Annotated in this window: 35 protein-coding genes; 22 read left to right on the top strand and 13 right to left on the bottom strand. The window is 45.6% G+C overall.

From position 1 onward, the window contains the following. Nucleotides 1–26: 26 nt before the first annotated feature. The gene (locus ICN23_RS07550; protein WP_215348965.1) at nt 27–251 is read left to right on the top strand and encodes a molybdopterin-binding protein; all 225 of its coding nucleotides are present in this window, start codon (nt 27–29) and stop codon (nt 249–251) included. Between the two features lie 91 nt (nt 252–342). Here ICN23_RS07550 and ICN23_RS07545 read toward each other — a convergent pair whose 3' ends face one another. Further along, nucleotides 343–924, bottom strand: a complete 582-nt coding sequence (locus tag ICN23_RS07545) for a hypothetical protein (RefSeq protein ID WP_255532733.1) — start codon at nt 922–924, stop codon at nt 343–345. Between the two features lie 162 nt (nt 925–1,086). Here ICN23_RS07545 and ICN23_RS07540 point away from each other — a divergent pair, with 162 nt between their 5' ends. From ICN23_RS07540 to selD, 5 genes are all read left to right on the top strand, one after another. Next, on the top strand, nt 1,087–1,527 hold the full coding sequence (locus ICN23_RS07540; protein ID WP_216860549.1) for a GNAT family N-acetyltransferase: 441 nt from the start codon (nt 1,087–1,089) through the stop codon (nt 1,525–1,527). 3 nt (nt 1,528–1,530) lie between these two features. Further along, nucleotides 1,531–1,965, top strand: coding sequence for a YbgC/FadM family acyl-CoA thioesterase (locus ICN23_RS07535; protein ID WP_216231573.1), 435 nt, complete (start codon nt 1,531–1,533; stop codon nt 1,963–1,965). A gap of 20 nt (nt 1,966–1,985) precedes the next feature. Next, on the top strand, nt 1,986–2,564 hold the full coding sequence (locus tag ICN23_RS07530) for a hypothetical protein (protein WP_216231572.1): 579 nt from the start codon (nt 1,986–1,988) through the stop codon (nt 2,562–2,564). A 143-nt stretch (nt 2,565–2,707) separates the two neighbouring features. Further along, nucleotides 2,708–3,988, top strand: a complete 1,281-nt coding sequence (locus ICN23_RS07525; RefSeq protein ID WP_216231571.1) for a DEAD/DEAH box helicase — start codon at nt 2,708–2,710, stop codon at nt 3,986–3,988. A gap of 26 nt (nt 3,989–4,014) precedes the next feature. Then, nucleotides 4,015–5,082, top strand: a complete 1,068-nt coding sequence (gene selD, locus ICN23_RS07520) for a selenide, water dikinase SelD (RefSeq protein ID WP_216231570.1) — start codon at nt 4,015–4,017, stop codon at nt 5,080–5,082. On the opposite strand, the gene mmsB is transcribed toward selD, so the two are convergent. Next, complete coding sequence (gene mmsB / locus ICN23_RS07515) at nt 5,072–5,953, bottom strand: 3-hydroxyisobutyrate dehydrogenase (protein ID WP_216231964.1); 882 nt, start codon at nt 5,951–5,953, stop codon at nt 5,072–5,074. The genes selD and mmsB overlap by 11 nt on opposite strands. 10 nt (nt 5,954–5,963) lie before the next feature. Next, on the bottom strand, nt 5,964–6,233 hold the full coding sequence (locus ICN23_RS07510) for a cupin (protein WP_216231569.1): 270 nt from the start codon (nt 6,231–6,233) through the stop codon (nt 5,964–5,966). Nucleotides 6,234–6,290: 57 nt separating this feature from the next. Between ICN23_RS07510 and ICN23_RS07505 the strand changes: the two genes are divergently transcribed. Beyond that, a complete protein-coding gene (locus ICN23_RS07505) occupies nt 6,291–6,584 on the top strand; it encodes a DUF1330 domain-containing protein (RefSeq protein ID WP_255532732.1) in 294 nt (97 codons plus the stop codon). Between the two features lie 88 nt (nt 6,585–6,672). Here the strand turns inward: ICN23_RS07505 and ICN23_RS07500 are convergent, their stop codons facing one another. Then, a complete protein-coding gene (locus ICN23_RS07500; protein WP_028819023.1) occupies nt 6,673–6,861 on the bottom strand; it encodes a hypothetical protein in 189 nt (62 codons plus the stop codon). Between the two features lie 161 nt (nt 6,862–7,022). Between ICN23_RS07500 and ICN23_RS07495 the strand changes: the two genes are divergently transcribed. The 4 genes from ICN23_RS07495 to ICN23_RS07480 all read left to right on the top strand — a co-directional run bounded on the left by ICN23_RS07495 (nt 7,023) and on the right by ICN23_RS07480 (nt 10,186). Then, nucleotides 7,023–7,997, top strand: a complete 975-nt coding sequence (locus ICN23_RS07495) for a tripartite tricarboxylate transporter substrate binding protein (protein WP_216231568.1) — start codon at nt 7,023–7,025, stop codon at nt 7,995–7,997. Nucleotides 7,998–8,027: 30 nt separating this feature from the next. Continuing rightward, nucleotides 8,028–9,617 (top strand): rhodanese homology domain-containing protein, encoded by a 1,590-nt coding sequence (locus ICN23_RS07490; RefSeq protein WP_216231567.1) that lies wholly within the window; start codon nt 8,028–8,030, stop codon nt 9,615–9,617. 138 nt (nt 9,618–9,755) lie between these two features. Further along, nucleotides 9,756–9,941: a hypothetical protein gene (locus ICN23_RS07485; RefSeq protein WP_216231566.1), complete on the top strand. Its 186-nt coding sequence runs from the start codon at nt 9,756–9,758 to the stop codon at nt 9,939–9,941. A 23-nt stretch (nt 9,942–9,964) separates the two neighbouring features. Next, nucleotides 9,965–10,186, top strand: coding sequence for a TIGR02450 family Trp-rich protein (locus ICN23_RS07480; protein WP_216231565.1), 222 nt, complete (start codon nt 9,965–9,967; stop codon nt 10,184–10,186). A 62-nt stretch (nt 10,187–10,248) separates the two neighbouring features. On the opposite strand, the gene ICN23_RS07475 is transcribed toward ICN23_RS07480, so the two are convergent. Further along, nucleotides 10,249–10,764, bottom strand: coding sequence for a hypothetical protein (locus tag ICN23_RS07475; RefSeq protein ID WP_216231564.1), 516 nt, complete (start codon nt 10,762–10,764; stop codon nt 10,249–10,251). Between the two features lie 104 nt (nt 10,765–10,868). On the opposite strand from ICN23_RS07475, the gene ICN23_RS07470 reads away from it, so the two are divergent. Further along, on the top strand, nt 10,869–11,258 hold the full coding sequence (locus tag ICN23_RS07470; protein ID WP_216231563.1) for a group II truncated hemoglobin: 390 nt from the start codon (nt 10,869–10,871) through the stop codon (nt 11,256–11,258). A 15-nt stretch (nt 11,259–11,273) separates the two neighbouring features. On the opposite strand, the gene ICN23_RS07465 is transcribed toward ICN23_RS07470, so the two are convergent. The 3 genes from ICN23_RS07465 to ICN23_RS07455 are packed head-to-tail and all read right to left on the bottom strand — an operon-like array spanning nt 11,274 to nt 13,889. Beyond that, a complete protein-coding gene (locus tag ICN23_RS07465) occupies nt 11,274–12,491 on the bottom strand; it encodes an NAD(P)/FAD-dependent oxidoreductase (RefSeq protein ID WP_216231562.1) in 1,218 nt (405 codons plus the stop codon). 3 nt (nt 12,492–12,494) lie between these two features. Further along, nucleotides 12,495–13,007 carry a hypothetical protein gene (locus tag ICN23_RS07460; RefSeq protein WP_216231561.1) on the bottom strand — a complete coding sequence of 171 codons (513 nt, stop codon included), beginning with the start codon at nt 13,005–13,007 and terminating at the stop codon, nt 12,495–12,497. Between the two features lie 24 nt (nt 13,008–13,031). Next, the gene (locus ICN23_RS07455) at nt 13,032–13,889 is read right to left on the bottom strand and encodes an LOG family protein (protein ID WP_216231560.1); all 858 of its coding nucleotides are present in this window, start codon (nt 13,887–13,889) and stop codon (nt 13,032–13,034) included. Nucleotides 13,890–14,052: 163 nt separating this feature from the next. Between ICN23_RS07455 and ICN23_RS07450 the strand changes: the two genes are divergently transcribed. Continuing rightward, the gene (locus ICN23_RS07450) at nt 14,053–14,253 is read left to right on the top strand and encodes a hypothetical protein (RefSeq protein ID WP_068320974.1); all 201 of its coding nucleotides are present in this window, start codon (nt 14,053–14,055) and stop codon (nt 14,251–14,253) included. A gap of 62 nt (nt 14,254–14,315) precedes the next feature. Next, nucleotides 14,316–15,053, top strand: coding sequence for an ABC transporter substrate-binding protein (locus tag ICN23_RS07445; RefSeq protein ID WP_216231559.1), 738 nt, complete (start codon nt 14,316–14,318; stop codon nt 15,051–15,053). Nucleotides 15,054–15,065: 12 nt separating this feature from the next. On the opposite strand, the gene ICN23_RS07440 is transcribed toward ICN23_RS07445, so the two are convergent. Continuing rightward, complete coding sequence (locus ICN23_RS07440) at nt 15,066–16,481, bottom strand: MBL fold metallo-hydrolase RNA specificity domain-containing protein (protein WP_216231558.1); 1,416 nt, start codon at nt 16,479–16,481, stop codon at nt 15,066–15,068. Between the two features lie 64 nt (nt 16,482–16,545). Here ICN23_RS07440 and ICN23_RS07435 point away from each other — a divergent pair, with 64 nt between their 5' ends. Both ICN23_RS07435 and ICN23_RS07430 read left to right on the top strand, forming a co-directional pair. Beyond that, nucleotides 16,546–17,430, top strand: a complete 885-nt coding sequence (locus ICN23_RS07435; RefSeq protein WP_216231557.1) for an NAD(P)H-hydrate dehydratase — start codon at nt 16,546–16,548, stop codon at nt 17,428–17,430. Nucleotides 17,431–17,436: 6 nt separating this feature from the next. Continuing rightward, on the top strand, nt 17,437–18,414 hold the full coding sequence (locus ICN23_RS07430; protein WP_216231556.1) for a DMT family transporter: 978 nt from the start codon (nt 17,437–17,439) through the stop codon (nt 18,412–18,414). Nucleotides 18,415–18,425: 11 nt separating this feature from the next. Here ICN23_RS07430 and ICN23_RS07425 read toward each other — a convergent pair whose 3' ends face one another. Then, nucleotides 18,426–18,704, bottom strand: coding sequence for a protein tyrosine phosphatase (locus ICN23_RS07425; RefSeq protein ID WP_216231555.1), 279 nt, complete (start codon nt 18,702–18,704; stop codon nt 18,426–18,428). Between the two features lie 81 nt (nt 18,705–18,785). Between ICN23_RS07425 and ICN23_RS07420 the strand changes: the two genes are divergently transcribed. Continuing rightward, complete coding sequence (locus ICN23_RS07420) at nt 18,786–19,415, top strand: FABP family protein (protein ID WP_216231554.1); 630 nt, start codon at nt 18,786–18,788, stop codon at nt 19,413–19,415. Between the two features lie 91 nt (nt 19,416–19,506). On the opposite strand, the gene ICN23_RS07415 is transcribed toward ICN23_RS07420, so the two are convergent. Both ICN23_RS07415 and ICN23_RS07410 read right to left on the bottom strand, forming a co-directional pair. Continuing rightward, nucleotides 19,507–20,655, bottom strand: coding sequence for an aminotransferase class V-fold PLP-dependent enzyme (locus tag ICN23_RS07415; RefSeq protein ID WP_216231553.1), 1,149 nt, complete (start codon nt 20,653–20,655; stop codon nt 19,507–19,509). A 115-nt stretch (nt 20,656–20,770) separates the two neighbouring features. Beyond that, nucleotides 20,771–21,673: a DMT family transporter gene (locus ICN23_RS07410; protein ID WP_216231552.1), complete on the bottom strand. Its 903-nt coding sequence runs from the start codon at nt 21,671–21,673 to the stop codon at nt 20,771–20,773. 147 nt (nt 21,674–21,820) lie between these two features. Between ICN23_RS07410 and ICN23_RS07405 the strand changes: the two genes are divergently transcribed. The 5 genes from ICN23_RS07405 (at nt 21,821) to ICN23_RS07385 (ending at nt 24,815) form a co-directional block, all read left to right on the top strand. Beyond that, nucleotides 21,821–22,966 (top strand): alpha-hydroxy acid oxidase, encoded by a 1,146-nt coding sequence (locus ICN23_RS07405; protein WP_216231551.1) that lies wholly within the window; start codon nt 21,821–21,823, stop codon nt 22,964–22,966. A gap of 87 nt (nt 22,967–23,053) precedes the next feature. Beyond that, a complete protein-coding gene (locus tag ICN23_RS07400; protein WP_216860547.1) occupies nt 23,054–23,767 on the top strand; it encodes a hypothetical protein in 714 nt (237 codons plus the stop codon). Between the two features lie 23 nt (nt 23,768–23,790). Then, the gene (locus ICN23_RS07395) at nt 23,791–23,982 is read left to right on the top strand and encodes a hypothetical protein (protein WP_216231550.1); all 192 of its coding nucleotides are present in this window, start codon (nt 23,791–23,793) and stop codon (nt 23,980–23,982) included. Between the two features lie 96 nt (nt 23,983–24,078). Next, nucleotides 24,079–24,615, top strand: coding sequence for a cytochrome b (locus ICN23_RS07390; RefSeq protein ID WP_216231549.1), 537 nt, complete (start codon nt 24,079–24,081; stop codon nt 24,613–24,615). A 23-nt stretch (nt 24,616–24,638) separates the two neighbouring features. After that, a complete protein-coding gene (locus ICN23_RS07385) occupies nt 24,639–24,815 on the top strand; it encodes a hypothetical protein (RefSeq protein WP_161484699.1) in 177 nt (58 codons plus the stop codon). A 49-nt stretch (nt 24,816–24,864) separates the two neighbouring features. Here ICN23_RS07385 and ICN23_RS07380 read toward each other — a convergent pair whose 3' ends face one another. Beyond that, complete coding sequence (locus tag ICN23_RS07380) at nt 24,865–25,950, bottom strand: alkene reductase (protein WP_255532731.1); 1,086 nt, start codon at nt 25,948–25,950, stop codon at nt 24,865–24,867. Nucleotides 25,951–25,953: the final 3 nt, after the last annotated feature.

Below are 25,953 nucleotides of genomic sequence, written 5' to 3'. Positions count from 1 at the left end.
TACAACAGTACAACTTAGGAGAAATCATGGAACTGAAAGTCAAACTTAGCGCTCGCAACACCCTCAACGGGAAAGTAGTTGAGCTCAAAATGGGTCAAACCACTTCTCACGTAAAGCTGGACATTGGTGGCGGACATATTGTGACGGCTTCCATTACTAATGAAGCAGTTGACGAACTTAACCTCAAGGTTGGAGATCAAGCCTGGGCAGTGATTAAAGCCTCTGATGTGATGATTGCCAAAAGCGCGTAAATCAAGACCTGTTTTAGGTAACAAAAAAGCCCGCATTAGCGGGCTTTTTCTTGCCGGTGAACTACCCGACTAATTCAATACTGTTACGTATTTATTTCTTTGGAGTAACAAAACCAATCGCTGTGTCGTCAACGAACTCAACCATCACATCGTCACCAGCTTTGAATTTCTCAAGACCTAAAACTGCTGGATCTACTTTTACTTTTTGCTTCTCGCCGTTAGGCATTGTGAAAGTAACAATACGTGTCTTTTGATCGATTGTTGAAATCTTGACAGTTGCATAGATAGTGTCTGTAGTTTCTTCAAATGGCTTAGCAGAACCTTTGCCAGCTACCACTACAGAGCGAACACCAGAGACGCCTGGCTTTTGATCTTTCCCAGCAGCTGTTAATCCAACAGCCACCGCTTGAGCATGCTCAACCAAGAACACGTCGCCCTTTTTAACCTTGTCTAAATCATTTATCGATTTAGAAACGTTCATTTGCGCCAAATTACCGTTTGCATCTTTCAATACAACGATACGTTTCTTAACATCTACAGAATCAACTGTTGCGCTCAAAACGACAACTTCAGCTGCTAATGGCAACATTTTTGCAGGTGTTTGTGCGAAAACTGAAGCAGCACAAGTAATACCAACTGCAGCAAACAAACCAGTCAATAAAGATTTCTTCAAGATAACTCCTAAATGAGTAAAAGGTTTTAGAGGGACTCAATACAGAGCCACAATTCATTGTAACCATGGATTGGGGCGTTTTTAGTGCGGGCGCGAACTATCCTTTCAACATTGCTTCTTTGGTAAATTGATGAGGAAATCAACATAAAGGCATCAGGAATCTTGGAAATATTGCTCAAATCGTGGAAAGAGGCTGAAGAAGACGCCTTTTTGGTGCGCCAGGAAGTTTTTATCCGGGAGCAAGGGGTTCCAGCCGAGCTCGAATTAGACGAATTTGACCCAACCGCGGTTCATGCCCTAGCCTATCAAAATACACAGTGCATTGGCACTGGAAGGCTGGTGGATTTAGGCAATGGCAAAGCCCAAATAGGACGCATGGCTGTCCTCATCGAATTCAGAGGCGAAGATATCGGCAAGCAAATACTCGAAAGGCTGGTGAATTTAGCTGTTTCACAGGGGATACGGGAAATCATCCTGCACTCACAAGTAGATGCAATCCCTTTTTATGAAAAACTGGGCTTTACAGCAGAGGGGGCTAGCTACGATGAGGCTGGCATTCCTCATCGTAATATGATTCTTACATTAGCAAATTCAACTCAATAAGCGATGACTACGAAAACCACTCCAACTCCGCCAAACTTTATCTACGTCCATCGAGTTTGCTATTCCGATACAGATGCGGCTGGTTTTGTATATCACGGACGCTACCTTGAGATTTTTGAGCGCAGTCGCGCAGAGTGGCTCTCCCAGCGTGGCTTGACCCCTACCAAACTTGCCAATGAATTCTCTATGGTGATGCCACTACGTGAGCTCACCATGAACTTCTACAAGCCAGGGCGTCTAGATGACTTGCTTTACATAAACCAAGTGATCGAACATCGTGGCCGTACACAAGTTACCGTTAAACAGACTGCGCAAAGAAAACTTCCTGACAGCGAGGAGTTTCAAGTGATTGCGAGCGCTGTACTACATATCGTCTGTGTTGATACCAATACACTAAAGCCTAAGGCATGGCCTGAGTGCGTATTCCAGGATGAGTAATATATTCAATGGAGCAAAAGATGTCTGATGGAAAACTACTGACCTTTGTAAAAGAACTGAGCCTTCTACTTGAGCAAAAGCCAAGCGAGGACGCCATCTTTACTAAAGGGAAAAAATTACTCGAGAATCTCATTGCCAAAGATGATTGGCTTCCTGAAGAATTTACTAAGCCACATCCACAGTATTACCAGCAATATCTTTTGTATGCAGACCCATTAGATCGCTTTTCAGTGGTGAGCTTTGTATGGGGTCCAGGACAAAAAACTCCTGTACACAATCACACTGTCTGGGGAATGGTTGGCCAACTGCGTGGTGAAGAAAAGGGCACTCCCTACTATCTCCAGGCAGATGGTGGATTCCAACCAGGCGATGCTTGCATCAGCCCGCCAGGACATGTGGATACCGTCTCACCCAATACGCACGATATTCATGTTGTGGAAAACAATATGAGTGATCAGACTTCAATTAGCATTCATGTCTATGGTGGCAACATTGGACGGATTCATCGTTCTGTATTTGACCCAGTCACGGGGGCAGAAAAATCTTTTGTCTCCGGCTACGCTAATACCACCGTGCCAAACCTCTGGAACCCTGCTTAATCGAACAATTGTCTAGCTTTAGGGCTGATGACTTAAAATAGCTACTCTTACTGCAAACGCACTTGCGTGGCAGCTCACCCCATTGACCGGGATAGTCGATTTTTTAAATACGTTGAATACGGGTCAATACTTTATTGGTCCCTATGTTATTTACAGATCTCGGTTTATCAGAACCCATTCTTCGCGCTATCGCTGAAGAAGGCTATACCAGCCCCACCCCCATTCAAGCTAAATCAATCCCTGCCGTTTTAAAAGGCGGCGATCTCTTAGCGGCTGCACAAACTGGTACAGGTAAAACTGCTGGCTTTACTCTACCAATTCTGCAGCGCTTAACTTCGGCCAAAGCGACTGCTGGCAAGCGCTTATTGCGTGTTTTAATTCTGACGCCTACCCGCGAATTAGCAGCGCAAGTCCAAGAATCTGTCGTAACGTATGGCAAATACACTGGCTTAAAGTCCACAGTCATTTTTGGCGGCGTTGGCGCCAACCCACAAATTAAAGCGATTGCTGGTGGTCTTGATATTTTGGTTGCCACTCCTGGACGCCTGTTAGATTTAATGTCACAAAATTGCGTTTCTCTTAAAGATATTGAGATTCTGGTTCTCGATGAAGCGGATCGCATGCTCGATATGGGCTTCTTGCGCGACATCAAGAAAATATTGGCTGCACTTCCAAAGCAACGCCAAAATCTTCTCTTCTCCGCAACCTTCTCTACCGAAATTAAAGCACTGGCTGATGGATTGCTAAATGCACCGGAGTTAATTGAGGTAGCTCGCAGCAATAGCACCAACGAGGCAATCGCCCAACTGATACATCCAGTAGATAGAACCAAGAAGCATCCATTATTAGCCCATCTCATTAAGAGCAACGACTGGCAGCAAGTGCTGGTCTTTACTCGCACCAAGCATGGCGCTAATAAATTGGTGACCCAGCTGGAGAAAGATGGCATCACTAGCATGGCGATTCATGGCAACAAGAGTCAATCTGCCCGAACTAAAGCATTGGCTGACTTCAAGGCGGGTAAGTTAACCGCCTTAGTTGCTACCGATATTGCAGCACGTGGAATTGATATTGACCAACTTCCTCACGTAGTGAACTACGACTTACCGAACGTATCTGAAGATTATGTACACCGCATTGGACGGACAGGACGCGCAGGATCAAACGGCGTGGCTGTATCTTTAGTATGCATCGATGAACATCAGATGCTGAGGGATATTGAAAAACTGATTAAGCAAAAACTACCGCAAGAAGTGATTGCTGGTTTTGAGCCAGATCCGAATGCAGTGGCGCAACCCATTCAGCTGCGTAGCCAACAACACCAACAATCCAGAAAACCAAGACCTGCTGGTGCCGGTGGCGCCCCAGCTAAAAAGACTCCGGCCAAGCGCGGCAGCCCACCTAAAAGAAGCTTTAACCGTTAATTTCACCTACGTTTAGAATATTTAGCATGAGCCAAAACGCAGAAACTTTACCGAACGAACCACGTCTCACCTCCCTCTCGCACGGCGGGGGTTGTGGTTGCAAGATTGCCCCTGGAGTTCTTTCTGAGATTCTGAAGAATGTTCCGCAGCTACCCTTTCCAAAAGAGTTGCTTATCGGCATTGAAACATCTGACGATGCCGCGGTTTATCAAATCAATGAGTCGCAAGCCATCGTTGCGACTACCGATTTTTTCATGCCGATCGTAGATGATCCATTTGATTTCGGAAAAATTGCTGCTACCAATGCAATTAGCGATATCTACGCAATGGGTGGCACCCCCTTGTTTGCGCTTGCCTTAGTTGGCATGCCGATTAAGGTCTTGTCCAATAAAACCATTGCACGCATCTTAGAAGGTGGAGCTGAAGCGTGTCGTAGCGCCGGCATTCCTATTGCCGGTGGACATACGATCGACTCTGTTGAACCTATTTATGGTTTAGTGGCTATTGGTATCGTTGATCCAAAGCGCGTTAAGAGCAATGCCAGCGCTAAGCCAGGTGATGTACTTATTCTAGGAAAACCTCTTGGCGTTGGAATACTGTCTGCCGCTCTCAAAAAAGATCTATTAGGTCCAGATGGCTATCGAGAGATGATCTCCAACACCACTAAACTCAATTCTGCAGGGCCTGATTTAGCTAAGTTAGTCGGCGTTAATGCATTAACTGATGTCACTGGATTTGGTTTAGCTGGCCACACCTTAGAGTTAGCACGTGGCTCTAACTGCACGGCACATATCGACTGGAGTCAGGTACCGCTACTCTCCAATGTACAGACACTAGCTGATGATGGCGTGATTACTGGCGCCTCCGATAGAAACTGGCTTAGCTATGGCAATGAAGTCGGCATCCCAGCAGACTTTACTCCAGCACAACGCGCTTTATTAACGGATCCACAAACAAGCGGTGGGTTGTTAGTTTCTTGCAGCCCCGAGAGCGTTAAAGAAGTGTTGGATATTTTTAATCAACATCATTTCTTGGGTGCCCGCGTCATCGGTCAAATGAGCAAGCGCCAAGACAAGCCGTTAGTTATTTCTTGAGATTAAATACGCTTGAGAAATCAAGTTGACCGTTGCCTGCTTTACTATGAGTTTCGTAAAGTTGCTGCGCTAACTTTCCAAGCGGCACACTCGCATCGAGATTCTCTGCGTTTTCAACTGCCAAGCCCAAATCTTTGAGCATTAGATCTACCCCAAAACCACCGGCATAGTCTTTTGAAGACGGCACGTTTTCCATAACTCCTGGACAAGGGTTATAAAGCTCCAACGCCCAATTGCGTCCCGAGCTTTTTGTCATGATGTCAGACAGCACCTTGGGATCAAGGCCATTCGCAATTCCCAGGCGCAGTGCTTCGCTCGTACCCAGCATCTGAATGCCCAAAAGCATGTTGTTGCAAACCTTTACAGTCTGTCCTGCACCATTCGCCCCAGCATGAAAAATATTCTTGCCCATCTTTTCCAGCACTGGACGTGCGCACTCTACAGCCCCAGCATCACCGCCAACCATAAACGTTAAGGTGCCAGCTTGCGCACCAGCGGTACCGCCAGAGACAGGCGCATCAATCATGACAAAACCTTTTGCCTGAGCCGCAGCAGCAACAGCTTGCGCTACCTTAGGTGAAATGGTTGAGCAATCAATCAGTAATGTTTTAGGATTGGCGTTTGCTAATAAGCCTGTATCGCCAAGATATAAACCTTCAACATGACGTGAAGCAGGCAGCATGCTAATCAATACATCAGCATCTTTTGCCGTGTCGTTAGCATTAGCCGCAACGATGCCTCCCGCAGTAGCGAAGGCATCCAGCTGGCTCTTAACCAAATCAAAGCCAGTTACCTGATGACCTGCTTTTAATAAGTTAAGGGCCATTGGTAAGCCCATATTGCCAAGTCCAATAAATCCGATTTTCATAATGCTCCTAGTTTTATTGTTTTCTTGAGGCTAAGTATTTCACACCCTCAGGTCCATATGATTCTGCATGAAGCTGCTTAAATTCCAGATGAAAAATTTCTCCAGCCTTGTAATTCTTACTTAGATCATCAATCACGATGGTGATATCGCCTTCGACAACAAAAGCCTTCACCTCAAATGGATGCTCATGAATGCCAAGCTGACCATTAGACACTTGCTGAACCTCAACTGGCTCAGGAAAACCCTCCCGAAGTAGAAGCTGTAAAAATTCCTCTGAATTCATGCCTCAACTATAGCGTGGATATACTCACCTGGCGTCGAGCAATTTTCATGGGGAGTCATGATGGTAAAAGTGATTGGATTGATTGAATTAAGGGATGAGGGAGCTTTTGAGCAATACCGCTCCCAAGTAGGTCAGACCGTAGAGCTATATAAAGGTTCGATCAAAAATCGGGGCTCCATTGCCGATGTATTTTGGAATGAACTTGGTTGTGCCCCATTCAGCACATTCGTGGAACTAGAATTTCCCAGCGAGCAGGATGCTAAGACGTGGGCCAATAGCCCTGAGTACCAATCGCTTGTGCCTATTCGTAGCAAGGCAATGAAGCTGACTTTATTTAGTATTGCAATCTAAGCCTGCTAAATTGCCTCTGAAATTTAGGCGCTAGAAATAAAAAAGCCTAGCTCGCAAGCTAGGCTCGTCAATCAGTGTGGGATGTGAATTACTTCTTCGCTTCCATTGCCTCTTTAGCAGCAGTGATTTCTTTACGACGCTCTTTGCAAGCACCGGCGATTTCTTGCAATGCCTTACGGGCACGTGCAGCAGACGCCTTAATACCTTTTTCAATGAATTTTTCGTTTTCAGCTTTATATGTTTCAAAAGCAGCCAACAATGTATCGTGTTGTGACATCTCGTCTCCTATTAACAAATGAATATTCTTACTGACAGCGAAATCAGTATATCCCCATAAAAACCACGGAAAATCACCCCCCAAATCAGGGATAACTCTTATATTGATGGCTTCAGCCAAAATAGGTTGATTATTAAAAAAATAACTCGGAGACAGACATCATGATCAGAAATATCTTTCTATTGGTTTTTGGCGCCCTCATTGGGCTCTCAGCCAATGCACAAACCACCTCCTGGCCCAATCCCAGCAAGCCAATCACCTTTATTAACCCCTTCCCGCCAGGCGGGGCTGTAGACGCCTTTGGGCGCCCGCTTGCCAAGCAGCTGTCCACTCAATTAAATGATTCCATCGTGGTCGATAACCGGGGTGGTGCAGGCGGTACGGTTGGTGCTGCAGCTGCAGCAAAAATGGCACCAGATGGTTATACCTGGCTTCTTGGTGCGGTGCATCATTCCATTGCGCCAAGTATGTATACCAACCTCTCTTATGACATCACTAAGGATTTTGAGCCAATCGCGATCATTGGTAGCGTTCCTCACGTCATCGTTGTGAACCCTACTAAGTTTCCGAAGAACGATCTGAAATCCATCATGGAAGAAATTCGTAAATATCCGGGAAAATACAACTACGCATCAACAGGCAATGGCACATCGCAGCATTTAACAGGTGAGCTCTTTAAGATGCAGAACAAATTGTTCATTACGCATATTCCTTACCGCGGTACAGGGCCAGCCCTTCAAGACCTCGTAGCAGGACAAGTCGATATGATGTTTGACACGCTAGCTGGCGCTGCACCTTTCATCAAGAATGGACAACTCATTGCAGTTGCAGTGGCAACCTCCAAACGGGTAGATGCGTTTCCAAACGTACCAACCGCTCAAGAATTGGGGATCTCCAATTTCATCGTGTCTAGTTGGTACGCCATGTGGGCTATCAAAGGTACGCCTAAGGAAATCGTTGAAAAGATGAGTGCTGAAGTACAGGTAGCACTTGCTTCACCTGAAATTAAAGAACGCTGGGCAAGTATGGGAGCTACCGTTCCCAAGATGACACGCCCTGAGCTTGCCGCCTATATCAATCAAGAAATTACTCGCTGGGGAGAAGTAGTTAAAAAGTCCGGTGCTAAATTAGACTAAAAAAATAATACAAATTTATCAAGAGACAGCATGACCATTCAGACCAAAAACTATTCCTTTGTTCGCAACAAGCTTCTCAATAAAGAAGAGATTGCATTCTTAGATGTGCGTGAAGAAGATCCTCACGCACAAGAGCATCCTCTTTTTTCTGCAAACTTACCGCTTTCCAGAATTGAGATTGATGCATACGCCAAGCTGCCAAATAAAAATGTTCCCGTCGTCACCTTAGATGACGGCGAAGGTTTTGCCCGGCTTGCAGCACAGCGCTTAGTAAATTTAGGATTTACAGATGTTTCCGTATTTGAAGGAGGCGTCAAGGGCTGGAAGGCAGCGGGTGGCGAAGTATTTAAGGATGTCAATGTTCCTAGCAAGTCTTTTGGTGAGTTTGTAGAAGCAAAACGTCACACACCCTCTTTGTCTGCGCAAGAGGTAAAGCAATTGATTGATAGCAATGCAGATGTTGTAGTTGTGGACGTTCGTCGTTTTGATGAATACAACACCATGAGTATTCCAACTGGCATTAGCGTTCCTGGTGCAGAACTGGTTCTCCGTCTTCCAGAATTAGCCCCTAACCCTAAAACTAAAGTGATCGTCAACTGCGCAGGCAGAACTCGCAGCATCATTGGTACACAATCACTCATTAATGCTGGCATCCCCAATGAAGTAAATGCCCTGCGCAATGGCACGATTGGCTGGACACTAGCTGGCCAAGAGCTGGATAAAGGTCAAAGTAGAAAATTTCATGAGGTGAGCGACGATACCAAGAATGAAGCTGCCATACGCGCGCGAAGCGTGGCTGATAGAGCTGGCGTCAAACGCGCAACACTCAGTGATATCCAGTCCTGGAGATCACAAACCGACCGCACTACTTATTTCTTCGATACCCGCACTCCAGAGGAATATGAGGCAGGCCACCTTCCAGGATTTCGCTCTGTACCAGGCGGACAGCTTGTACAGGAGACTGAAATGGTTGCTCCAGTTCGTGGTGCCCGTGTAGTCCTAGTAGACCCTAGTGGCGGTGGAGTGCGTGCCAATATGCCGGCCTCTTGGTTGGCGCAAATGGCCTGGGATGTCTATGTGCTCGATGAAGTCCATACCTCCAGCCTCACAGAAAAAGGTTCATGGAAGACACCGTTACCAGGTCTGCCAAAAATAGAAAGCGTAGACGCAGTCACCGTTTCTAATTGGCTTAAGAATGACAGCAATACGATTGCCATTGATTTCAGCACTCATGCTAATTACGTTAAAGGACATATTCCTGGAAGTTGGTATGCCCTGCGCTCTGAACTTGCAGAGGCGATGAAAAAAATTCCTCAAGCAGATCGCTATGTCATCACTAGTTCACCAAGTGAGCTAAGTCTTTTTGCAGCCCAAGAATTGCAAGCCCTCACCGATGCAGAGGTGCTTGTTTTAGAGGGTGGTAATGCAGCTTGGACGAAGGCAGGATTGGAGCTTGAGAAAGGCCCAAGTCATTTGGCCTCACCACCACTGGATCGCTACAAACGCCCCTATGAAGGTACGAACGTAGACCCATCCGCAATGCAAGCTTATCTGGACTGGGAGTTTGGGTTGGTAGAGCAGCTAGGCAAAGATGGAACTCACCACTTCTGGGTTCTATAAGTCTTGATAGCCATCCCTCAATCGTTTTCGCTTTTTCGACTACTAGCCTACGTCTCTATTTTTTTAGGGTTGTGCGCGTGCGAACGAGATACCTATACTAGTTGGAGCTGCAACTCTGCAACTGAGGCCAAAATTCCTATGGTGCTTCGAAAAGCGCAAATGGAATTGCAGGGGGATAAATTCGACTATTGCGGCAGCCTGGGAAATCAAAGCTACTTTGATCAGAAATGTCCTGCCCAGATCAATCTATCCAGCATTACATTTACCCCCTCTTCTGGATTGCTTGTAAAAAAAGATCAGGAACTGCAATGTGCGGCGTTGTAACGGTAATCATCCACAGTTAATTCATGAATCGCCTCAGCCCCAAGAAATTACTCCTCACTAAATGGACGGCCGTAAAGCCGATTGCCAAACAAAAGCATTTTTTAGTGAGCAAAGTCATTCTTCCTGAGCCGCCAAGTGACAAGATTGAGTTTGTCGAAATTGAGGCGGTCTATTCCAAGAAAACGACGCTGATTGCTTGGCGAGACCTCACCAATAGTGAGTTATGGCTGCAGGGCTGGCAATAAAAAACCGCCTCGGGAATGAGGCGGTTTTTATAATGCGCTAGTAGGGATGATTGTTAATCAGACTACTTTTTGCCTCCGGATTTTTTAACCAAGTCATCGATATTCTTTTCAGCAGCATCAGCCACTTGATTCACAATACGACGACCCTCTTTAAACATCTTCTGCCCTGTTGTAGACATTTCATTGACAACCTTAGATAGCTTGTCAGCATGACTTGGTATTTTATTTTCAGCATCTTCCAACCAATTGACCAATGAGTTACGAACTTTCTCAAGATGCTTCTCAGTTTCATCAGCAGCACTTTCACCAATATCCTTGAGAACTGATTTCACTTTCTTTTGATAAACCGTAGCTCGCTTAGCAGCCTCTTTTGTGGCTTCTTCTTGCAGGTCTTTTAACTTAGCCAAATCATTTTTCGCAGCTGACTTAGCGCTATCGAGGGCATTTTTCATACCCCACTCCATTTCAGCAATGTGATGCTCGCTTAATTGTTTGGCGGCATCCAGTAACTTGTGTGAGTAGTCAAACAATTCCTTAGCTTTTTCTTGTTGCCACTTTTGTAGATCTTTTGCATCCATTTTGTCGCTCCTATGAATAAGGGTTAATAAGACTTTGATACTTAACTCTATACCGAATTAGGTGAGCTGCCAATTCCCCTGATTCCAAGCATTAAAATGGGGGAATGACCGAAAGAAAATCCGTATATGACAGCATTGGTGGAATCGACAAAATCGATGAATTAGTAGATCGTTTTTACGATTTAATGGCCTTAGAGCCAGTTTTTAGTGATTTGCGGGCAATGCACCCTCAAGATCTTTCGACCTCACGAGAGAAGCTAAAGTTTTTCCTAACCGGCTGGATGGGTGGTCCTGATATCTATTCTCCAAAGTATGGGCATCCCATGCTTAGAGCTCGTCATTTGCCATTTAAGATTGGTTTAAAAGAGCGTAACCAGTGGCTAGCATGCATGTATAAAGCCATGGAAGAATGCGACATCGAAGGCAATATTGCGAAACAACTAGAGGAATCATTTTTCAATACTGCTGACTGGATGAGAAATCAGCCTAACTAGCGCTTAATCAGTAATTTACAGTGCTTGAGCACAAGCAAATCCGCTTGCCCAAGCCCACTGGAAGTTATGTCCGCCTAAATGGCCAGTGACATCAACGCATTCACCAATAAAGAATAATCCCGGATGTTTGCGTGACATCATGCTCTGTCCATCGAGCTCTTTAGTATCTACACCGCCTAACATGACCTCAGCCTTTTTCCATCCCAACGTACCTGCAGGCTTCACTGACCAGTTGGTGATCAGCTCTTTAAGGGCTTGACGATCTTTTTTAGAAACTTCAGCCCACTTACGACCTGTTAAACCTTTTTGATCAGCAAATGCTTTCGCTAGACGTTGAGGCAAAACAGAGGCCAGAATAGTTTCGGTCAGCTTTAAGCGATTCTCTTCATTATTAAAGAGCTCATCACAATTAAATCCGCCTGGACGCTCAATTGCACCTAACCAATCAATATGAATCGGCTCGCCCTCTTCCCAATAGCTACTTGCCTGAAGGACTGCGGGGCCTGATAAACCTTTGTGTGTAAGGAGCAGGTCTTCATTGAATCTACAGGCGCCATAACGATGTCCTTTGGAGCCTGAAGCAATTCTGACGGGAACACTCAGACCAGCCAATTCATTGAGATTCCCAAAATTATCCGCAGTGAATGAAAGCGGTACTAAAGCAGGCCTTGGGTCGACTACTTTTAACCCAAACTGCTTTGCAATATCCAATGAATAGGCAGTAGCTCCAATAGCAGGAACGGGTAAGCCTCCGGTAGCCATCACTACTGACTTTGACTTTTCTATACCCATATTAGTATGAACAGTCCACTGATCGCCATCTTGTGCAATAGACTCAACCGTCACAGGATGACGAATGGTTACCTTACCTTTAGCGCACTCAGAAAACAGCATCTCAATAATTTGCTTAGCAGAATCATCGCAGAACAGTTGGCCCTGATGTTTCTCGTGATATCCAATCTTATAAGCCGTTATTAGCTTGATGAATTCTGATGAAGGATATCTAGCTAGCGCACTTTTAACAAAATGTTGATTCAAAGATAGGAAATTTGCTGGGCTGCTATGTAAATTAGTGAAGTTGCAACGGCCGCCTCCACTAATACGTATTTTCTCGCCCAATACTTCTGCATGATCCAGCACCAACACTCCCTTGCCCAGCTGACCAGCAACGCCCGCGCAAAATAAGCCCGCAGCACCGCCACCAATAACAATGGCATCCCAAGCTTTACTCATGTCTTACTCAAAACGATCGATGATGTCAGATGAGATATTGAGTTTTCTCATGTGAAGCTTGGTATAGGCTTGACGAAAGTTTTTAGTCATCGAAATCATGACTGATGCTGTCCATGCAAACGAGAACATTCCAGAAAAAGCGATGATGACTGCGAGCATCTTCCAGCCGTCTGGAAGAATATCCTCCATGAATCCCATCGCTGTATAGGTGCTGCCACTAAATAAAATACTCTGCCCTAATGCAGGTAGCAATTTGAATACATACAACGCAATGCCCCAGATGAGTATTTCAGCAATATGCGTTAAAAATAAAAGGAATACGCTAATATAAAAACAGAGTGCTACAGCAGAGTATTTTTTCTCTGCCAAATACAAAAATGTTTTCACCTCATAGCGCTTGGCAATTTGGAGTAGCAGTACGCCATGAAATACCATGACCAACAAAAGCATAGCTCCACCCAAGAGATAGCCTGGAAGATCAAGAGATATAGCGAGATTGGCTTGTGAAGGATTCATGGTGATGATTTTACAGGTGCCTCGTTAGCCCAACTGATACCAATCCCGAATCACCTGCCAAGCCTCCTCGGCAGTCTCGGAGAAATGGATACTCTGCATATCTTCTTGGTCAATTACACCAAACTCAACCATGCTCTTAAAGTTCAGCATTTCATTCCAATAGCTTTTACCCACCAATATCACCGGTATGCGGACGACTTTTTTAGTCTGTATGAGAGTTAATACTTCAAATAATTCATCAAAAGAGCCAAAGCCTCCAGGATAGGCCACGATTGCTCTTGCTCTGAGCATGAAGTGCATCTTACGTAACGCAAAGTAATGAAAGCGAAAACTTAAACCAGGACTGATGTACTGATTTGGATGCTGCTCTCTAGGAAGGCTGATATTAAAACCAATAGTCTTATCACCGGACTCAAAAGCGCCCCGATTTGCAGCCTCCATAATTCCAGGGCCACCGCCCGTACAAATATGAAGCTTATTGGAGTCCTTTTTTTGTGTTGCATTGTAGGAAGCAACGAGAGCACCAAACTCACGGGCAGACTCATAATATTCACTGTGTAATAAGGCTTTATTAGCAGCAGCGATCTCATCTAGAGTCTTTGCTTTTTCTTTGAGCTCTGCTGCTGCTTGATGGCTAATGAAACGGGTTGATCCAAAAACCGTAATCGTATGCTCGATGCCATGTTCTTTGAGCAGCACTTCGGGCTTGAGCAACTCTAATTCAAAACGGATGCCCATGGTTTCTCTACGGGCCAGAAAGGCCTCATCATCAAAGGCAAACTTATAGGAGTCCTCGGAGTCTTCTTCTGAGATCTGACTCTGATGTAGATTTAAAAACTCGGTGATTGTTTGAGAGTTATGTGTGGGCAGCTTTGGGCTCATGTTGCAACCTTTTGGGGTAATTAGGACCATCTTAACTCGCGCCCAAATAAGTGTTAATACCTAGTTCAAGCATGGATACGGGCTTCTAGGGATTATTGGGATTTACCCAGAGCCTATCCCGAGTTAAAATTGATCTAATTTCAATCCAACTGAAGGAAAAGCAATGAGCAACCGTGCAATTATCATTATGGTACTAGTCTTAATTGGTGCCACCGCCTATTTACTAATCAAAGGCGACGGCGATATTGATATGGGTGGTGAAAAGCATGGTGCTGAAGCTGCGCACATGGAAGATGCTAAGAAAGATGCTCCTGCTGCTCCAGCAGCGGCTCCTGCAGCTCCTGCTGCTGACGCCAAGAAGTAATTTCTTATTCTGCACATAAAACCGCGGTCCGCCGCGGTTTTTTTATATCTACTTTTATAACCATGAAAACCATCGACTCTTCCACCCTTTCTTCCTTTGCTCCAACCGCAACTTTGCGTGTTGGCATCAATTTGGGTAACCCCATTCTTGCAAATGAGGAGCCTAATACAAAACGTCTTTATGGCGTAACAATTGATATTGCAAATGAGATTGGCAAGAGAATCTCTTTACCAGTGCAACTCACGCCCTTTAAAACAGCAGGCGCCACAGTAGATGCAGTCAAGACCGGAGAAATCGATTTGGTATTTGTAGCGATTGATCCAGTGCGTGGCGCAGATATTAGCTACACACCAGCCTATATTCAAATAGAGGGTGCTTACATGGTTAAAGCTGAGTCAACTATTCAGAACAATGAGGAAGTGGATGTTACCGGGAATGAAATCGTAGTTGGCAAAGGTAGTGCCTATGACCTCTACCTGTCCCGCGAGATTAAGAATGCCACCTTGCTTCGTGCCGCTAGCTCACAAGCCGTTGTGGACGACTTTATGTCTGGGCAAGGGAATGTGGCAGCGGGTGTAAAACAGCAGCTAGAGAGTGATGCGAAACGCTACAAGGGTTTACGTATGCTGCCAGGAAGGTTTATGGTGATTAATCAAGCGATCGGTATTCCTAAAGCACGTACTGACTATGAAAATACAACCGCCTTTTTAAGTGATGTGATTGCCGAACTAAAACAATCTGGATTTATTGCAGACGCCATGAAGCGCCACAATATTCAAGGCGCCAAAGTAGCTGACTAAATTGATTGTTATCTAGCACTCATAAATATGTGAACGCTCAGGAATGATGACATTAGTCCAATTCAGCTCATCCCTGATGCATTCAGCTAATACTGACGAGGACTCTGGCTCGCCATGCACTACAAAAACAGTACTTGGTGATTTTTTAAATCCTCGCAGCCAGTCTAGCAATCCCGCCTGATCGGCGTGAGCAGACAAACCGCCAATAGTATGGATTGAGGCTTTAACAGGAACCTCCTCACCAAATAAGCGCACTTTCTGTACCTTATCTACTAGGCGTCTGCCAAGACTGCCATAAGCCTGAAAGCCTGTAATCACAATGGCATTTTGTGAGCGCGGCAAATTGCTTACTAAGTGGTGAACAATACGGCCAGCGTCACACATACCGCTAGCCGAAATAATGATCGCCCCACCTTTTACTTTATTTAGCGCTTTTGATTCTTCTACGTCAGCAATGAAGCGCAGGTCTACTGTATTTGGATTATTTTGATACCACTTAAAGGTAGCTTGAGACTCGCCATCTAATTGCGAGAAAAAATGCTGAGTGAGGTGAGTTGCTGCCGTAGCCATCGGTGAGTCCACCCAGATACTTAGGTGGGGTAAGCGCCCCCTCTTCACCAAGTCAATTAATAAAAATAGTATTTCTTGAGTCCGTCCGACCGCAAAAGCTGGCATCACCACATTTCCATGCGCAGTCATAGTTGAAGTAATTACCTCAACTAACTCGTCTTCAGTATCTTGTAGAGTTCGATGAAGTCGATCACCATAGGTGGATTCAACTACAACAACATCAGCTTCCTGAATCAGATCAGGATCAGGCATTAAGACTTTTCCTTTCATGCCAATATCACCTGAAAAAACACACCGCTTTTTCTCTAACCCATCCTCGGCAATATCAATGACAGCGATAGCTGACCCCAAAATATGTCCAGCATTACGAAACTCTAACTGAACGCCTGGCACAAGCTCCACAGACTGCCTGTAATCCAAAGGCTCAAACTGGGCGAGAGTCATTTCAACCTCTTCCCTTGAATACAGTGCAACTGGCATTTCCCCACGCCACTTGCCCGCCTTCTTCCTTCTCTCCGCTCGCTCGACATCGGCACGTTGTAAATGGGCGCTATCAAGCAAAATAATTTTTAATAACTCAAAGGTAGCGTTAGTGCAGTAGATCGGTCCGGAAAAACCTTGCGCACATAAACGGGGTAACAAACCACTATGATCAATATGCGCATGTGTCAGTACTACAAAGTCGAGGTCTTTGGGTGCAAATGGTAAAGGCTCGAGGTTCTTATTGGTTGCCTCGCGACCACCCTGGAACATGCCATAGTCAACCATGAAATGCCGCAATCTTCCAGACAGCATCGCTTCAACGGAATGTTGTGAGCCAGTCACCTCACCTGCTGCGCCAAGAAATTGAATCTTCATGCAACCAGCATACTCTTTCCTATAATTAGCTCAAGCACCCCATAATCAGAGCGATACTATCCAAATGAACTCTCAACCTGTTGCCCTCGATACTCTGAAGCTCATACCGCTTCTCAAGCGGGGGCCCGCCGAACATAAAGGCAATGCTGGTAAGGTTGTTTTAATTGGTGGTGCACCTGGTATGGCTGGAGCGCTGATTTTGGCAGGAAATGCCTGCTTACATTTGGGAGCTGGCTGGACCATCCTAGAAATACTGGACCCAGCATCAGCGCGTGCCGACGTTAGCCAGCCCGAACTCATGATTCGTCTAGCGACATTGAATATTCAAGAGGCGCTTGTCACAACACGGCCCGATGTGATTGCAATTGGTCCAGGTCTCGGGAAATCGGAGTTGGCATCTTGCTGTTTGCGCTCAGCACTGGCACATCCAAACATTCGATTGGTGATTGATGCTGATGCGCTTAATTTAATCAGTGAGTCTTCTGAGTTACTTGAGCAACTTCAGACTCGCAATAAACAATTTCCGAATTCTACCGTTGTCACCCCCCATCCCGGTGAGGCAGCTAAACTTTTAAATTCGACAACAGAAAAAGTACAGTCTGATCGTGTTACTGCCATTAGGCAGCTTGTTGACTTAACGCAATCCATCGTAGTGCTGAAGGGACAACATACCTTGATAGCATCTCCACAGAACTCTCCGGTGCAATGTCTTGCGGGCAATCCCGGCATGGGCACCGGAGGAATGGGTGATGTTCTCACGGGGAGTATTGCCGCCATTGCTGGTCAAGGCGTTCGTCATCAACTCGATTTATGGCAAGCGACTGGAATCGCAGTTGAGCTCCATGCAAGTGCAGCAGATAACTTAGTAAGCCAAGGGGTTGGTCCTATTGGCTTAACGCCCTCCGAGACCGTCTTAGAAATGCGGGCCATGCTGAATAAGCTGTTATAAATCTATATGCATTCAGTAAGCGCAGCACATCATCACCGACGTTACCTCTATGGCATCCTGATGGCCGGAGTTGGCTCGATGCTTTTCTCGGGCAAGGCAATTTTGGTAAAACTCGCCTTTGGTTATGGCGCAAACGCCGAAACACTTTTGGCCCTACGCATGCTCATGGCCCTCCCCTTGTTTTGGGGCATCTTCTGGTGGGAATCACGCCGCATGACGATGAGTCCAATCACTTGGCTTGATCGTGGCAAATTATTTTTCTTAGGGTTTTTGGGCTACTTCTTATCTAGCTATATTGATTTCTTGGGCCTGCAATATATCTCTGTTGGTTTAGAGCGTATCGTCCTCTATCTCACACCAACCATTGTTCTACTCATCTCTTATTTTGTTTTAAAAAAACCAATCTCTAAACTTCAATGGTATTCATTAATCGTTGGTTACATTGGAGTTTTTGTCGTATTCATACAAGACGCTAGCTCTTCTGGTCTTGGCGCCTGGCTTGGAATGTTTTTAGTCTTCGGTAGTGCCTGTTCCTACGCAGCCTACATGATTGGCGCGGGAGAAATGGTTAAGCGCATTGGCAGTGTCCGACTAGTTGTCTACGCTAGCTCAGCCTCAGCGGTCTTAAGCATATTGCAATCAACCATTCACAATCCATCAGCCATATTCGAGCAAGTTCCACAAATTTATTGGTATAGCCTGCTCAATGCGAGCCTATGCACTGTGATTCCAATGCTTCTCATCATGATTGCTATCAATCGCATTGGCTCACCATTGGTAGCGCAAGCAGGAATACTAGGCCCCGTATCCACCATCTTTATGGGATATCTCATTTTGGCAGAGCCTATTACCTGGACGCAAATTAGCGGCATGACTTTAGTTATTGCGGCGATGTGGTTACTGGTGCGCAACGATGCCCCAACAAAAAAGTCACCAGATCCAAAAAAATCTGATGACTTTGATAATACGGAGCCCCTTAATTAAGGGGTATTCAATTACTGAGCTGGTGCGTCGGCAGCAGCTTTGGATTTCTTCTGAGATTTCTTTTTAGTCTTTTTCTCAGCTTTCTTTTCTTTCTTGGCTTTTTTCTTAGCCTTCTTCTCAGCAGATTTCTCGCTAGGGGCAGCAGCCGATGTAGGTGTTGGAGCGGCAGCAGGAGTAGCGGCTGGCGCAGAAGCTGGTGCTGGATCAGCAGCCATTACGGAGAGTGGCGTAATGCCAATAGCAGCAGAGATAAGGGTAGCCAAGCTCAAGCGTGCGAAACGAGAAATCATGTAGTTCTCCGAGTAAGTTTGTGGATAATTTAATAATACTCAAAAAATTGAGATTAATGCTTCATTTTTAGAAGGCTAGTCATGAGTGATTTTCCGAGCGACATCTTTACCGAACCCCAAGGTTATTCAGTAAACACCCTAGAACAACTAGGGCCCTTGACTGGTATGGCCGGCATCTGGGAAGGTATTCGAGGTTTGGATGTTAAGCCTAAGGCTGAGGGCCCTAAGAAGCAGGCATATGTAGAGCACATCGAACTCCAACCTATTGACCCCCAAACTAATGGGCCACAATTGTTCTACGGCTTGAGATATCACACGCACATCACCAAACCCGACCAAGTAAAAACCTATCATGATCAGGTGGGTTATTGGCTATGGGAGCCAGCTACTGGCAACATTATTCATACCCTCTCGATACCGCGAGGCATGATCACAATGGCAACCGGCAAAGCCACAGCCGATGCCAAGCAATTTGAGTTGCTCGCCAAAGAAGATGATCGATGTGCAGGCATCTCCTCTAACCCTTTTCTGGATTACGCATTTAGAACGGTCGAGTTTCGAATTCAGGTTTCGGTTCATGATGATGGCACTTGGTCTTATGAGCAAGACACGATCATGAAAATCAAAGATCAGGCAGAGTTATTCCACCACGTGGACAACAACACCCTGCATAAAATTGGAGAGGCAACCCCTAACCCCTTAGCCAGATGATTCGATAGATGAATCTGAATTTAATTTTGGTAGATGTAATAAGGGCCATCATGTGATGACCCTTATTGATGTTGCTTAACTACTAAAGTATTTACGCAGGTTGCGCTTCAGTCTCGGTAATTTTTTCTAGCGCTGCTTCAAGATGACCAACAGTGCGATCAACATGTGCCAGTTTTTCCAAGCCAAATAAACCGATGCGGAATGTACGGAAGTCTGGACGCTCATCACACTGCAAAGGAACGCCTGCTGCAGTCTGTAAACCGAGTGCAATAAATTTCTTGCCGGACTGAATATCTGGGTCTTTGGTGTAACTAACCACTACGCCAGGGGCTTGAAAGCCTTTAGCAGCTACAGAGTCATAGCCTTTAGAAACTAGCAAGTTACGCACCTTTGTACCCAACTCGATTTGCTTTTCTTTCAGAGCCGCAAAGCCAAGCGCTTGAGTTTCTTTCATCACGTTACGTAACACCTTTAAGGCATCCGTAGCCATGGTGGTGTGATAAACGTGGCCACCTTTTTCATAGGCTTCCATGATCTGAAGCCACTTCTTCAAATCCATTGAGAAGCTGCTGCTTTGTGTAGCGTCAATACGATCACGTGCACGATCGCCCAAGGCAATCAATGCGCAACATGGGGAGCTACTCCAACCTTTTTGAGGCGCAGTAATAAGGACATCCACATTACAAGCCTTCATATCAACCCACATTGCACCAGAGGCAATGCAATCCAATACAAATAAGCCATTTACAGAGCGAACTGCCTCACCCACCGCTTTGAGGTAATCGTCAGGAAGAATGATGCCGGCAGAAGTTTCTACATGCGGCGCAAAAACTACCGCTGGTTTTTCTTTCTTGATATAGGCCACCACTTCCTCAATAGGAGCAGGAGCAAAAACACCTTGTGTTGAATCTTCTAACTGGCGACCTTTAATCACGGTGACATCCTTGGTGATATTCGCCAAATCAAAGATTTGCGTCCAGCGGTAGCTAAACCAACCGTTACGCAAAACTAAACATTTTTCATTATTGGCAAACTGGCGAGCAACCGCCTCCATACCAAACGTACCGCTACCAGGAACGATCACTGCCGAACTAGCGTTGTAAGCATCCTTCAGGACACTTGAAATATCCACCATCACACGCTTAAATTCTTCAGACATATGATTTAAAGAGCGGTCGGTATAAACAACCGAGAACTCTAATAAACCGTCTGGATCAACATTGGGAAGCAAGCCTGGCATAGTAATTTCCTAGGGATTTCAGTGATTAGCCCTAAATGATACTGATTTAAGTGTTTTTTGGGCAGATGGCAGCAAAACCCCATTTAAAAGGGCTTTTTTACCCATTTTCAGCGGACTACTTCCCTCTTTTTGAAGAAATAGCAATGCCAGCAACGATTAAGGCAAAAGCCAGGCCATGAAAAAACTGCGGGGGTTCACCCAACATGGCGGCCGACAATAGCGCAGTAAAGAGCGGTATGAAATTAGCAAAAAAAGCGGCGACCGTCGGCCCTGCCCCATTGACTCCCAAACCCCAGCAACGATAAGCAATGAGAGATGGGCCAATTGCAACAAACAAAATCAATGATGATGTCCACCAATTTAAGTCGATAAAAGCATGGCCAGCAGCAATCTCAAAGCCATCAAAAAATCCTGTCCATAAAAGACCGACCGTAACCTGAGCCATTAAAAATTCAGCCCATGGCCACTGTCGCTCAGAGCTAGATCCAGGGCGACTTAGCATCCAGCTATAAAAAGCCCACAAGATCGTTGCCAGCATGATGAGGATATCGCCGATCACCATTTGCATGGATAGCAGTGCAACCAAATCACCGCGCGTCAACACAATACCAACACCAAGCAAACTGACGATTGCACCAATCATTTGCAGTGCGCTTGGCTTCACTTGATAAAACACTGCGCCAATAAATAGCATCCAGATTGGCATACTCGCACCGATCAAGGTGACATTAATGGCTGTAGAAGTTTGCAGAGCAAGATACAAAAGAACGTTATAACTCCCCACTCCAAATAAGCCTAAGAGCAAAAAGCGCTTTTTGTTTTGCCACAAAGCACTTCCAGGCATAAACACTCGCCAACCCAAAGGCAACAGAAGCAAAGCAGCTAACCCCCAGCGAACTGCACTCAGGGTGATTGGAGAAATGCTTCCTACCAACACACGGCCCGCAATGGCATTACCCGCCCATAAAGCGGTAGCCAATAATAAGTAGGTAATCGTTGCGAAATTAAGCTGGGGCATGGGAGATTTAAGAGGGGGAACGGTTATTTAGCGTCCCGAAACAAGGGATACCCTAGCATTGTAGAAACAAATCTCCCGGTATTGCTAAGATAGAGCTTAAATTAAGCATTTGCTTTAACAAAAGAGCATCAAATAGAAGGATTTACTGTGGCAATCATCACCAATATAGAAGACTTGCGGGTCCTCCACCAAAAACGCACCCCCAAGATGTTCTACGACTACGCGGACTCAGGATCCTGGACCGAGTCTACGTATCGCGCCAATGAATCTGATTTTCAGAAAATTAAATTACGCCAGCGAGTAGCAGTCAATATGACTAACCGCACAACCAAGACAACTATGATTGGTCAAGAGGTTGCCATGCCGGTTGCGCTTGCACCAACTGGTCTAACCGGCATGCAACATGCTGATGGTGAAATTTTGGCAGCTAAGGCAGCTGAAAAGTTTGGCGTGCCTTTTTGCTTATCGACCATGAGCATTTGCTCTATTGAGGATGTGGCCGAGCGCACTACAAAGCCATTCTGGTTTCAGCTTTATGTCATGAAAGATCGTGGCTTTATTGAGCGCCTGATTGAGCGTGCTAAGGCCGCAAAATGCTCAGCACTCGTTCTGACTTTGGACTTACAAATTCTTGGTCAGCGCCATAAAGATTTAAAGAACGGCCTCTCGGCACCCCCTAAGCTCACGATCGCCAATATGATCAACATGGCAACTAAGCCACGCTGGTGCCTTGGGATGGCAATGACGCCACGCAGAACATTCCGCAACATTGTCGGGCATGCTACCGGTGTTGGCAACATGTCATCACTATCCTCTTGGACCGCAGAACAATTTGATCCAGGACTGAATTGGGGCGACGTGGAGTGGATCAAAAAACTATGGGGCGGCAAACTGATCATCAAGGGCATCCTTGATGAAGATGATGCGCGCTTAGCTGCAAACTCTGGCGCTGATGCGTTAATTGTTTCCAATCATGGCGGCCGTCAATTAGATGGTGCAATTTCTAGTATCAAAGCCTTGCCTGGAATTGTGGACGCAGTCGGCAAAGATATTGAAGTTTGGATGGATGGCGGTATCCGCTCTGGTCAAGACGTTCTAAAAGCATGGGCCTTAGGTGCGCGTGGCACGATGATTGGTCGCCCGTTTCTGTATGGCCTGGGAGCAATGGGTGAAGCAGGTGTTACCAAGTGTTTAGAGCTAATTCACAATGAGCTTGACATCACCATGGCATTTACGGGCCATCGTGATATTCAAAATGTGACTAAAGATATTTTGTATCCAGGAACCTTTTAAATTTTTCACCTTCTAAACTACCCCCTCGCAGTCTTTGGCTTATCGTTTATAGCATTCGCTTTCGCTGTATGGTTTGGTCATACTGCATTGAGTCGCTATCGAACTAAAGATACTGAGACCTCTGAAGATCTAGGAATCATTCAGACGGCCACATTGACTTTGCTTGCCCTCATTATCGGGTTTACCTTCTCCATGGCAATTGACCGTCATGATCAGCGAGAAATTTTTGAAGAAGGCGAGGCAAACGCCATTGGAACTGAGTTCTTACGCGCAGATCTCTTGCCCCCAAAGGTCTCCGCAGCCACTAAAGACCTACTACTTCAATACGTAGACCAACGTATCCTGTTTTACTCCAAGCAAAGTCCAGAGAAAATTCAAGAGATTCGCAACAAGACTGAGCAGCTCCAAGCGGACTTATGGAATGAGATTCTTCCCGTTGTTCGCAAACAAGATACACCTACCATTGCACTGGTCGCCTCTGGAATGAACGATGTCATCAATTCTCAGGGCTATGTTCAAGCCGCTTGGTGGAATCGCATCCCTCTTACTGCTTGGGCGCTGATGGCAGCGATTGCAGTTTGCGCCAACCTATTGGTAGGATTTGGTGCGCGTAATTTCGAGAAGAACATGGGGCTATTCATGATCTTCCCTTTCGTTGTTTCAGTCTCACTCTTTTTGATAGCTGATATTGATAGCCCAAGAGGCGGTGTCATTCGCATTGAAGCCAGAAATTTAGTTGCACTGAAAAATAATCTCATTCAACAGATGGAAAAAGCCAAGCCATCTAGCGGTAACAACTAAGCTTCACCATAAAGGCAGCTCAAATGAAACGTGTAGTGGATGTTTTTAAAAACCGTGGCCGCGAGCTAGTCTGGACCTATGTTATTCACCTGCAAAACGATGAAGAATTTCATCCAGGGCAGCTGGACTTTGAAGTGGAGGCCCTCAGACTCTCCCAACTAGATAAACGCGGCGCAGCCAATGAACTTAGCGCCAAAGTACGCCTGAATAACTAGGATTTTGTGGTTTTTTGGGCCTAATTAGCCCTATTGTTGCAAATGTTAATGAGATTCATTATCATTTATGATGAATCAACTTAATAATGACGCATCATGACCCGATCCAAATACCACCCAGCTTCCATCTTTTTTCATTGGTTTGTTTTCCTACTGGTTATAGCTGCTTTTATCGTGATTGAACTCAAAGGTCAGTTCCCGAAGGGGAGTGAGTATCGCGATCTATGTAAATCAGTCCATGGCGTTATCGGACAGCTCATTTTTTTAGCCATGGCCGCTCGGCTGATGATCCGATTTATTTATGGCGTGCCGCAGCCTACAAACCCAAAACCTGCAATTGTTACATTGGCGAAGGCAATGCATTGGCTGCTGTATGCCCTACTCTTAATTTCCCCTATTTTTGGCATCTTGTATTTTCAGTATGGCGGCAAGGAAATCAATTTCTTTGGCTTAGTATGGCCTCAACTAGTAACCCCTAATCCCGAAATGAAAAAAGTGGTTGAAGGAATTCATGAGTTTTTAGGAAACACACTCTATATTTTGATTGGCATCCATGCAATTGCTGGTTTATGGCAACATTACGTTATCAAGGACGATACACTTCGTCGTATGTTGAATAAAGTGAATGCTTAAACCAAAGCAGGAGTAATGATTAAATGAAGCCACTCTCTAAAAAAGCCAAGATGGCTGTCGGTTGGACAATCCTAATGACCGTTATTGGCACTGCTATGTTGCATCAGTGGCAATTCTTCGCAATGGGCTGCGCATCCATTGCCCTGCTCCTCGTAGCCAATCACTACGACCTATTAAAAGATCCTGAAGATAAAAAATAATCCCACCTTTTGGTGGGATTATTTCTGTACATCTCAAGCCCGAGGGGCATTAAAGCATTGGGTAGTCGGTATAACCAACTTCATTGCCGCCATAAAAAGTGGCGCGGTTATAAGGATTTAAAACAGCGCCCTGTTGGAATCTTTCCGCTAAATCTGGATTGGCGATATATAAGCGACCATAAGCAACCGCGTCAGCCAAACCGGCTTCAAGCACCTTCTCACCCATTGCCTGGTCATAGCCGCCAGCAGTAATAAATTTTCCCTCATAGGCAGCGCGGAACATTTCGGATGTTATTGGCGCCTCTTCATTCGTCTGGTCGCCACCACCTGCGCTAGTTGCACGAGGCTCGATCATGTGCACATAAGACAGCTTATAAGTATTGAGCTTTGTCATTGCTGCTGTGAATAAGGCTACTGGATCGCTATCACCCATATCATTAAAAGTACCATAAGGTGAAAGACGTACGCCTACCTTATCACTTAGGAATACTTTGCTAACTGTCTCTATGACTTGACCCAATAAGCGAAGGCGATTCTCGATAGAGCCGCCATATTCATCAGTACGTTGATTCGTTTTGTCTTGCAAAAACTGATCCAATAAGTAGCCATTGGCAGAATGAATTTCAATACCATCAAAGCCTGCGGCTTTTGCATTTTGCGCTGCTACCTCGAACTCTTTGAGCAAGCGAGCGATATCTTCCTTAGTCATTGCCTTAGGAGTCTCATAGTTGTGCAGCTTCCAATCTGCGCCATAAGTTTGGCCGGATGCAGGAATTGCTGAAGGCGCTTCAGGTGCTCCCTGCTCCAGATGCAAAGAGGAATGTGAAATTCGACCGACGTGCCAGAGCTGAGCAACAATAGAACCACCCTTAGCGTGCACTGCTGCCACGATTTCTTTCCAGGCAGCAGTCTGTTCTGTTGAATAAATTCCAGGTGTGGCGGGATAGCCTTTGCCCAAAGGAGAAATTTGCGTAGCCTCAGTGATGATGAGTCCAGCGCTAGCGCGTTGTGCGTAATATGTTTTTGCCAATGGGCTTGGTACATCCCCAGTACCCGCGCGCATTCTAGTGAGTGGCGCCATGACTAAACGATTTTTTAACTGAATCGATCCAAGACTTACTGGGGTGAACATCATTTC

This window comes from Polynucleobacter sp. MWH-Jannik1A5, from assembly GCF_018881795.1.
GTDB lineage: Bacteria > Pseudomonadota > Gammaproteobacteria > Burkholderiales > Burkholderiaceae > Polynucleobacter.
The sequence above is the reverse complement of the archived record's forward strand: the minus strand, read 5'-3'. Positions and strand labels throughout refer to the sequence as shown.